Consider the following 8,747-nt stretch of genomic DNA (forward strand, 5'->3'; position numbering starts at 1 on the left):
TTGGAGACTAAACCTTGGATTCCATTATGGCAGTAATTTTTCACATAGTGGCTGACAGTATGCTCGTCGCGGCCGATGGTGTGCCCGGCTTCTTTCCGGGTGCGGCCTTCGAGAACCAACTTGACTGCCAGGCAACGCTCGTACAACCGGCGGTTGTCTGTCGTAGTCATCGCTTTTTCCAATTCACGGATTTGGCGTTCTGTTTCCATGTTCCCCACTCCTCAAGTGTTTTCTTTAGTATACGCCTACAGGAGGAAAAACGAATGCAATTTAACTCAATTTATATACATCAAAATGTTTGTGCAAAGCAGGCACGGCATCAAAACTATCCAAATTGGAAGAGGGAATAAGCCTAAAAAAACGGGTATCATCGAAGTTAGTCTGGTAATCACACTATTGATAACAGCATTGACCCAATTTCTGACTATTTTATTCGACGAAAAACTTCCTATCATCATACAGCATGACGGTGTCAGATACTTTGGGGCTATTCTTTCCGTAGCTGGGATCATAGTACTGATTGTAGCCATGGCTACTTTGGGCGACAGTTGGAGAGGCGGCATTGATTACAAACAGAAAACGGCATTGATAACGACGGGAATATACAAGTACAGCAGAAATTCAGGCTTTGTTGGATTTGATTTGTTCTTTATCGGGATGGCATTGTTGTTTTCCAATTTGTTAAATGTCATCTTTTCCTGCATGCTGCTATTCCTCCTTCATCTTCAAATATTGGAAGAGGAGGAGTACCTATTCAAAGCATTTGGAAAAGAATATTCAGATTATCAGAAGAAAACGAGAAGATACTTTTGAAAGAGGCGGTATTCCGAAAAAATGGTCATGTCGGGCAACGATACGTTCTATATTGATTGCCTCTCCGGAAGCGGAATAGCATGACAAGGAGCACCACTTGAATTGAGTAGAGATCCAGTGTGTTCACATTTTGTACGCAATACTGTTGAATTATGGACAAAATGTAGGCGCTTAAAAGTGCTATAATGGACCGGAGGTATATTTCTAGGAGGTCTGTGTTTATGAAAGATGAAAATTGCGCTTATTGCATGGAAGGCGAAATGGTGTTGGCTTTCGGATATCCTTGCTGCGAATTGCCATACAGTAAAGTCTACGTTTTTAAAGAACAAAGCCACAAAGGCCGTGTGATCGTTGCCTATAAAGACCACGTGAGTGAATTGGTGGACATCACGGATGAGGAGCGCAACGGTTACTTCGCGGACATCGCTACAGTAGCAAACTCTTTGCATAGAGCCTTCAGGCCTGAAAAGGTCAATTACGGCGCATACGGCGATACCGGCAAACACCTGCACTTCCACTTGGTTCCAAAATACAAAGACGACGCCTTCGAATGGGGCTCGACTTTCGACATGAACCCAGGCCGCGTGATTTTGACGGATGATGCGTACGAAGCATTGGCTGAAGAAATCCGTATCAATCTATAAGGAAATGTAATAATTCTCTTTCTAAGAAGCTGATTCCAAAAACGGAATCAGCTTTTTTGCGCGGACTCGTCGACTGTTGAGGGCAGGATATTTGCGGAATAGCCGACAAGCGCTTCAGGCGTCGACTGTTGCGGAAAAAGTGAATGCGGAACAGTCAACATAAGCTGTGGCCGTCGACTATTGTCGGAAAAATGAAGGACGAACAGTCAACGGGTGCTCACTTCGTCGGCTGATCTCTAGGGAGCGGATGTGGAACAGCCGACAAGAGGTATAGAAAACGCATAAACAGCCGACAGAACGCCCCATCGGCTGTTTGTGCGTTTCAGCATTTTTTCTGCAGACTACATTGTTTGTTCCGCTCAAAAAGGGCACCGTTTCAGTTTGATTTGATTCGTAAAATTAGTAGGAGTCGGAGCGATGTTCTATAATAGGAATAACAACAAACGCACACAAATTGGGGGAAACCGGATGATACTGGAAGAAAGAATCAAGCAACTGAACGCTAAAAATACAGCGATGGAGCGACCCTATGTCGTCTATTGGATGCAGAGCTCGCAGCGGGCGGAGTACAACCATGCTTTGGAATATGCCATCCGCCAGGCCAACCTGCTCGAGAAGCCGTTGTTCGTCTACTTCGGGATCACGGATGGTTTTCCGGAAGCCAATGAGCGCCACTATGCCTTCATGCTGGAAGGGCTGAAGGAAACGAAGGCCGCCTTGGAGCAACGCGGTATCCAAATGCTGATCCGGAAAATATCGCCGGAACAAGGAGCATTGGAAATTTCCGGATTGACGGCCCTGTTGGTAGTGGACCGCGGCTATCTGCGGATCGAACGGCAATGGCGCGCTGCCTTGGCCGAGGGTGCCGAATGCGCCGTCGTCCAGGTCGAAAGCAACGTTGTTGTCCCGGTCGAATTGGCTTCTCCGAAAGAGGAATATTCCGCTGCGACTTTGCGCTCCAAACTGAAGAAAATCCTGCCGCATTGTTTGACGTCATTGGAGGAGACCGTCTGCCAACATCCATCACTCGCATTCGAGCTTCCGTTCGAGGCCTATGATGTTTCGGATACCGAAAAGGCTTTGGCCGGTTTGGCTATCGACCGCAGTGTCCCTCGCGTTTCCGATTATATCGGTGGAACCGCGGAAGCGAAACGCTGGTTGGCGGATTTCATCGAGAATAAACTGGCCGGGTACAGCGAACGTAAGAACCGTCCCGGCGAGTCCTTCACCTCAAATCTAAGTCCATATCTCCATTTCGGCCAGATTTCACCGCTCTATATCTACCGCAGACTGATGGGGATGGACAGCGAAAGTCAGCAAAGTTTCCTCGAGGAACTGGTCGTCAGGCGGGAACTGGCCGTAAATTTCGTTTACTACAATGAACAGTACGATTCCTATGCAGCTGTTCCGGATTGGGCCAAGAAGACACTGGACAAGCATTTGGCGGATGAACGCGAATATCTGTATTCTGTGGAGGAATTGGAAGCGGCAAAGACCCACGACGACTATTGGAACGCCGCGCAGCTGGAGATGAACCTGACCGGTAAAATGCATGGGTACATGCGGATGTACTGGGCCAAGAAAATTCTTGAGTGGAGCAGCACGCCGGAGGAAGCTTATCGCAAAGCGATTTATCTGAACAACAAGTATTTGTTGGACGGCCGCGATCCGAACGGGTTTGCCGGAGTGAGCTGGTGCTTCGGTAAGCATGACCGGCCGTGGGGAGAACGTGCCATCTTCGGCAATGTCCGTTTCATGAACGACAAAGGCCTGAAGCGCAAGTTTGATATGCAGCTGTATCTGGATCAGGTTGCTGAACGGGCACGCAAACGCAACTAAAAGGGGGCGGAACGGATGGTGGGAAACGGCAAAAAGGCAGAACCTTTGCCTATAATCCTTTTGGTTCTTTTCGTTATAGCGTACATTATTTCGGCTATCCGTCCATTGGATCGGCTGGCTTGGATAGGTCAGATGACGCCAGCAGTTCTGTTAGTATTATTGCTGGTCGTGACTTACCGGAAGTTCCGTTTCAGCACTTTCGTCTATGTGATGGCTTTTCTGCATGCCTTGTTGTTGCTGTACGGCGCGCACTACACTTACTCCCAGAATCCGCTGTTCAATCAATGGAAAGAGCAGTTTGGTTGGGAGCGCAATTACTTCGACCGGGTGGGGCACTTTGCCCAAGGCTTCGTACCGGCTTTTTTGGCCAAGGAGTTTTTGTTGCGGGGCGGCTACGTCAAGAAAGGCAAACTGCTGATGCTTATCGTTATTCTGTCCTGCCTCGGCTTCAGCGCAGCCTACGAACTGAGTGAATTCGCGGTCGTTAAAATTATGGATGTTCCCGCCGACACCGTGATGGGGACACAGGGAGACGCCTTCGACAGCCTCTGGGATATGATTTGGGCCTTGATCGGTGCGAGCCTGGCGGTGTTCGTGTTCGGCCCGTTCCACGACAGCCAAATAGAACAGATGTGGGATGGTTAAAGGCATTCTGATTGAAGAACAGTTTGATTCAACGAATGAGAACGGTCAATTGGCATTATTTTCCAGTCATTTTAGAAAGGAAGCTATCATCATGAAAGAGATCACGACAGAAAAACTACGGCGCTTCAATCTGATCATGGGTGGACTCCACCTGATTCAAGGTATCGCAATGCTCTTTTTGGCAACAAATGTCATCCAGAAAATCGGTGAGTTCAGTCCTGAAATCAGCCAATTCTACTTGGCCTTCAATCCTGAAACGCGCTCGTTGGAGACTGCCTCGCGAGTTCTTTTTGAATTACCATTTGGAGTTATGGTCGCTTCGTTCTTGTTCATTTCAGCTATCGCGCATGCCTTGGTTTCCATTCCGAAAAAGCTTAATGAAATCTATAATGCTGATTTGGTGAAGGGTATCAATAAATTCCGCTGGTTCGAGTATGCGCTCAGCTCGTCAATCATGATTGTCCTTATTGCGACGCTGTTCGGCATCTACGATATCGCTTCGCTGATTCTGATCTTCATCGTCAACGCCACCATGAATCTTTTCGGGCTTGTGATGGAACAGTTGAATGTGGGCCGCTCAAAAGACAACATTGAGTGGGGACCGTTCATTTGGGGATCGATTGCTGGTGTTGCGCCATGGATCGCTATTTTGCTTTACATGTTCGGGACCGGCAATTTCGGCGAAGTGCCTTGGTTTGTCTGGGCAATTGTCGGTACTTATTTCGTTGCTTTCAACACTTTCCCGATCAACATGATTTTGCAGTACAAAAAAGTCGGGAAATGGGCGGACTACCTCTACGGGGAGCGGATCTACATCGTGCTCAGTCTGGTTGCGAAATCGATTCTTGCCTGGCTTGTGCTTTTCGGAGCGATGCAGCCGTAATTTTGGTAGGCTTCAGGCGCTGTCATTTACAAAAACAATACAGGATTTTTTGATACGATTTACAATGACGGTGTACATTGGATGTGTAGAGGAAATACAATTTGTTGCTGCTTTGCTTATTTTTTTGAATGACATGCTACAGCCGGACAGGTTGGGCGTCCACCAGAAAGCTTCTGATGGATGCCCAACCTGTCCGTTTTTTGCGTCGTCAGCCAAGAATGCCATTATTGGCAATCGCCGGCGACAAGAACTACAATGATTTTGAGGAAAAAGAAGTCAAAGCGAGGGGGAAATCAGATGAAAGAACTGCAGCAAATTCCCGGCATCGGCCCGAAGATGGCGGCAACACTCGTCTCATTAGGCATAAATACAGTCGCTGACCTGCGCGACAAGAATCCGCAGGAACTTTATGAGCGTTTGAACAGGATAACCGGGCAGCGGCAAGATCCCTGCGTATTGTACACTTTCCGCTGCGCCGTCTATTATGCGACCGAACCGAATCCGGATCCGGAAAAATTGAAGTGGTGGAACTGGAAAAATGGATAGGTCAGCCAAACCGTCTTCTTTACTATTTATACCTATAGGGGTATAATGATTTTTAACAAATCTGGAGAAGCCCTACAGAGTAAAGGAGATAACAATGGCGCAGGAATTTTACAAGAAAATATACACGGTGCGGGAATTTTATACGATTTTGTATGAAGGGGTCCGTACAATGAAATACATGATTAAGGCAAAAAAGAAAAAAGAATTGAGTCCGGAATTTATCGAAAGGATCATGTTGGGGGTGACGGAAGTCAATGGCTGTGAAGTTTGTTCCTATGCCCACACGAAAATGGCGCTCGAGCAGGGGATGGCTGCGGAAGAAATCAAGCAATTGTTGGCCGGATCCGTTGACGAAATCCCTGTTGAGGAAATGCCGGCGTATCTTTTCGCCCAACATTATGCCGACCGGAGAGGGTATCCGACCGAAGAATCCTGGGATCGGATCGTCGCTCTTTATGGGGAAGACAAGGCCAAAGGGATTTTGGGTGCCATCCGGGCCATCATGGTCGGCAATGCGCATGGGATCGCGTTCAGTGCTTTCTTGAGTCGTTTGAAAGGCAAAGCTGTCAAAAAGAGCAGTCTGTTGTATGAAATCACAATGATGTTGAGCATCATCGTCTATCTGCCGTTGACTTTGATCCATGCTCTAATCGACGGCCTGTTCAAGAAACCTGTCATCAGTTTCTGAGGATGCACTTGAACTAAAATCATTCTGTTTGTGGATAACGAAAAAAATGAGCTGTGGAAAACCATTACTAATGGCTTTTCCACAGCTTATTTGCGTTTAAATGGTATAACTTTCCGTCAGATCCGTTCCAGGTTCTTCAGCGACAGATCTAGGATTGCTGAAGAGTGGGTCAGGGCGCCTGATGAAAGGTAATCCACACCGGTGTCGCGCAAGATGGCGATGTTTTCAGCGGTAAGATTGCCGGAGCATTCCACCAAGGCGCGACCGTCAATCAAACGGACGGCTTCCTTCATATCCGCCGGGGTCATATTGTCCAGCATGATGATGTCGGCTCTCGCTTCGAGGGCCTCTTTGACCATATCCAAGTTTTCCACTTCGACTTCGATCTTATGCACAAAAGAGGCATATTCCCGCGCAGCAGCAACAGCCTGCTTGATGCCGCCCGCCGCAGCGATGTGGTTGTCCTTCAGCATGACGCCGTCTGACAGGCTGAAACGGTGGTTGTGACCGCCGCCGACTTTTACAGCATACTTCTCGAAAATTCGGTTGTTCGGTGTCGTCTTGCGGGTGTCCAGCAGCGTGATGCCGCTCCCCTCCAGCAAGTCGACGATCTCGCGGGTATGTGTGGCGATGCCGCTCATGCGCTGGAGATAATTCAGGGCGGTGCGTTCGCCGGACAGGATGACGCGGATGTCACCGATGACTTCAGCCAAAAGTTCTCCTGATTGGACAGCGTCTCCATCCTGACAATGGAAAATCACTTCGGTCTTGTCGTCGAGGAGGGCGAAGGTCCTGGCGAAGACATCCAGCCCCGCGATGATGCCGTCCTGTTTGCACAACAGCTCGGCTTTGCCTTTCGTGTAGTCTGTGAAGATGGCGTTGATTGAGATATCCTCAGTAGGGATGTCTTCCTGCAGCGCCGCCAAAATCAGGCGATTCCGATTACTTTGCATGAGCTTCCTCCTCGCTTCCGGTTTCTTCCAATAGTTTTCTGTTTGCTTCCTTTAGGCCCGCTTCGATGGAGCGGGCATCAGGTTCGGGAAACGGATAAGGAAGCGCGCACTGGAATGACTCATCGATGGCTTGGGCGGCGCGCTTGCTGAATACCAAACTTTCCAACAGCGAGTTGCTCGCCAGGCGGTTCTTCCCATGGACGCCGTTGCAGCTCGTTTCTCCGGCTGCGTAAAGGTTCGCCAACGAAGTTTTGCTATTCAGATCGACTGCGATGCCGCCCATGAAATAATGCTGGGCGGGCACGACCGGGATGTAATCTTCAACCAAATCATAGCCTTCCTGCAGGCAGTGGGCATGGATGCCCGGAAACCTTCCGGCGATCGATCCTTCTACGTGGCCTTTCAGGAGCATCCGGACATAGGGCAAGCGATCCTTTTCCATTTGGGTGTAGATTGCTTTCGTCAACAAGTCACGCGGCAACAGTTCATCAGCGAAACGTTGGCCGTCTTTGCCTACGAGGATGGCGCCTTCCCCACGCAGCGATTCCGACATCAGGAAAGCTCTGCCCGAACGTCCGGTATACAACGAAGTCGGATGGATCTGGACATAATCCAGGTCCTTGACGCGGATACCGTGCTTCAGCGCGATGGCGATGGCGTCGCCTGTCAAATGTGCGAAGTTGGTCGTTTTGCTGAACAGGCCGCCGATGCCACCGGTGGCGAGCAGCGTGGACTGTGCATAAACGTTGGATAACTTTCCGGCCTGATCGCGGAGCACCGCGCCATGGCAACGGTCGCCGGCAACCAAAAGATCGACAAGCGTGCTGTTCTCAAAGATGCTCACATTTTTCAGCTCTTTCACCCGTGCGATCAGTTTGCTGTTGATTTCCTTGCCGGTCATATCTTTGCAGTGCAGGATCCGGGCTCGGGAGTGAGCGCCTTCTTTGGTATAGGAGAAACCGGCTCCCTTTTTGTCGAAGGCAACGCCCAGATCGATCAGATCGTCAATGATTTCTTGTGATTGATTGATCATGGTTGCGACTGCCGCTTCATTATTTTCGTAGTGGCCAGCACGCAAAGTGTCCTCCAGGAAAGGCTCGAAATCCATTTCGTCGCGCTGGACGCAGATGCCGCCTTGGGCAAGGAAGGAATCGTTATCTTCCAAAGTTCCTTTGGTGGCGATCAGGATTTGTTTGTCGCTGCTGAGATTGAGGGCTGCAAACAGTCCGGCGACCCCCGTTCCGATGATAAGGACATCATAGTTGCGCATAAGTGTTCACCTCGGCTAAATCCATCATCCGTTCCAACGGCTGCATGCCTTTCTTGCGCAATGATTCATCCATTTCCACAGCAGGTTCGAAAGTTTCCAGAGCATAGATGATTTTTTGTTTGAAAAAAAATAGCTGAAAAATGCGCAAAAAGTCACTCCCATGCTATAATTTAGGTGGAAAAAATTTTTTTAGTTTGCTCTAGCCTGTTGCCGCAGTCCTAGAGCTTTTTTTGCGTCGTAATGTTCGCCTGTGCTTAAGATTTTATAGATTATTCTAATCAGTTTATGTGCACAGGCGATGATTGCCTTCATCTTCGAACTTCTACCAGAAATACGAGCGTATAGATTATGGAACGCTTCATCTTTTGATCTCCCCGCAGTGCCTCCGGCCTGAAAGAGGCTGGATTTTAAATATTTATTGCCTTGTGTTGTATGGGAAGATTTTTTTATTCCAGCACTCTCATAA

General features: G+C 48.7%; 11 protein-coding genes and 1 pseudogene. 7 read left to right on the forward strand and 5 right to left on the reverse strand.

Annotation, left to right across the window (positions count from 1 at the left end; all coding sequences use genetic code 11):
* The coding region (locus BMZ71_RS13875; protein WP_143071454.1) for a helix-turn-helix domain-containing protein at positions 1-209 on the reverse strand (209 nt) is incomplete at its 3' end.
* Between BMZ71_RS13875 and BMZ71_RS13880 the strand changes: the two genes are divergently transcribed.
* The 7 genes from BMZ71_RS13880 to BMZ71_RS13910 all read left to right on the forward strand — a co-directional run bounded on the left by BMZ71_RS13880 (position 208) and on the right by BMZ71_RS13910 (position 6,058).
* Positions 208-813: a methyltransferase family protein gene (locus BMZ71_RS13880; RefSeq protein ID WP_086990813.1), complete on the forward strand. Its 606-nt coding sequence runs from the start codon at positions 208-210 to the stop codon at positions 811-813. The genes BMZ71_RS13875 and BMZ71_RS13880 overlap by 2 nt on opposite strands.
* A 221-nt stretch (positions 814-1,034) precedes the next feature.
* Entirely contained in the window at positions 1,035-1,457 is a 423-nt protein-coding gene (locus BMZ71_RS13885; RefSeq protein WP_086990811.1) for an HIT family protein, read from the forward strand.
* A 468-nt stretch (positions 1,458-1,925) separates the two neighbouring features.
* Positions 1,926-3,296: a deoxyribodipyrimidine photo-lyase gene (locus BMZ71_RS13890; protein ID WP_086990819.1), complete on the forward strand. Its 1,371-nt coding sequence runs from the start codon at positions 1,926-1,928 to the stop codon at positions 3,294-3,296.
* Between the two features lie 15 nt (positions 3,297-3,311).
* Positions 3,312-3,941, forward strand: a complete 630-nt coding sequence (locus tag BMZ71_RS13895; RefSeq protein ID WP_086990809.1) for a DUF2238 domain-containing protein — start codon at positions 3,312-3,314, stop codon at positions 3,939-3,941.
* Complete coding sequence (gene heR, locus BMZ71_RS13900; RefSeq protein ID WP_245734455.1) at positions 3,934-4,824, forward strand: heliorhodopsin HeR; 891 nt, start codon at positions 3,934-3,936, stop codon at positions 4,822-4,824. Before BMZ71_RS13895 ends, heR begins: the two co-directional genes overlap by 8 nt.
* 297 nt (positions 4,825-5,121) lie before the next feature.
* On the forward strand, positions 5,122-5,370 hold the full coding sequence (locus BMZ71_RS13905) for a helix-hairpin-helix domain-containing protein (RefSeq protein ID WP_086990807.1): 249 nt from the start codon (positions 5,122-5,124) through the stop codon (positions 5,368-5,370).
* 169 nt (positions 5,371-5,539) lie between these two features.
* On the forward strand, positions 5,540-6,058 hold the full coding sequence (locus tag BMZ71_RS13910) for a carboxymuconolactone decarboxylase family protein (protein WP_218142837.1): 519 nt from the start codon (positions 5,540-5,542) through the stop codon (positions 6,056-6,058).
* A 116-nt stretch (positions 6,059-6,174) separates the two neighbouring features.
* Here the strand turns inward: BMZ71_RS13910 and nadC are convergent, their stop codons facing one another.
* The 4 genes and pseudogenes from nadC to BMZ71_RS15190 form a co-directional block, all read right to left on the reverse strand.
* Positions 6,175-7,011, reverse strand: a complete 837-nt coding sequence (gene nadC, locus BMZ71_RS13915) for a carboxylating nicotinate-nucleotide diphosphorylase (RefSeq protein WP_086990803.1) — start codon at positions 7,009-7,011, stop codon at positions 6,175-6,177.
* On the reverse strand, positions 7,001-8,281 hold the full coding sequence (locus tag BMZ71_RS13920; protein ID WP_086990801.1) for an L-aspartate oxidase: 1,281 nt from the start codon (positions 8,279-8,281) through the stop codon (positions 7,001-7,003). The genes nadC and BMZ71_RS13920 overlap by 11 nt, the downstream gene beginning before the upstream one ends.
* On the reverse strand, positions 8,268-8,429 hold the full coding sequence (locus tag BMZ71_RS14745; protein ID WP_143071455.1) for a quinolinate synthase NadA: 162 nt from the start codon (positions 8,427-8,429) through the stop codon (positions 8,268-8,270). Before BMZ71_RS14745 ends, BMZ71_RS13920 begins: the two co-directional genes overlap by 14 nt.
* Positions 8,430-8,470: 41 nt before the next feature.
* Positions 8,471-8,747: pseudogene (locus BMZ71_RS15190) on the reverse strand (hypothetical protein); the annotation flags it as partial.

The organism is Trichococcus flocculiformis (assembly GCF_900113645.1).
Classification (GTDB): Bacteria; Bacillota; Bacilli; order Lactobacillales; family Aerococcaceae; genus Trichococcus; species Trichococcus flocculiformis.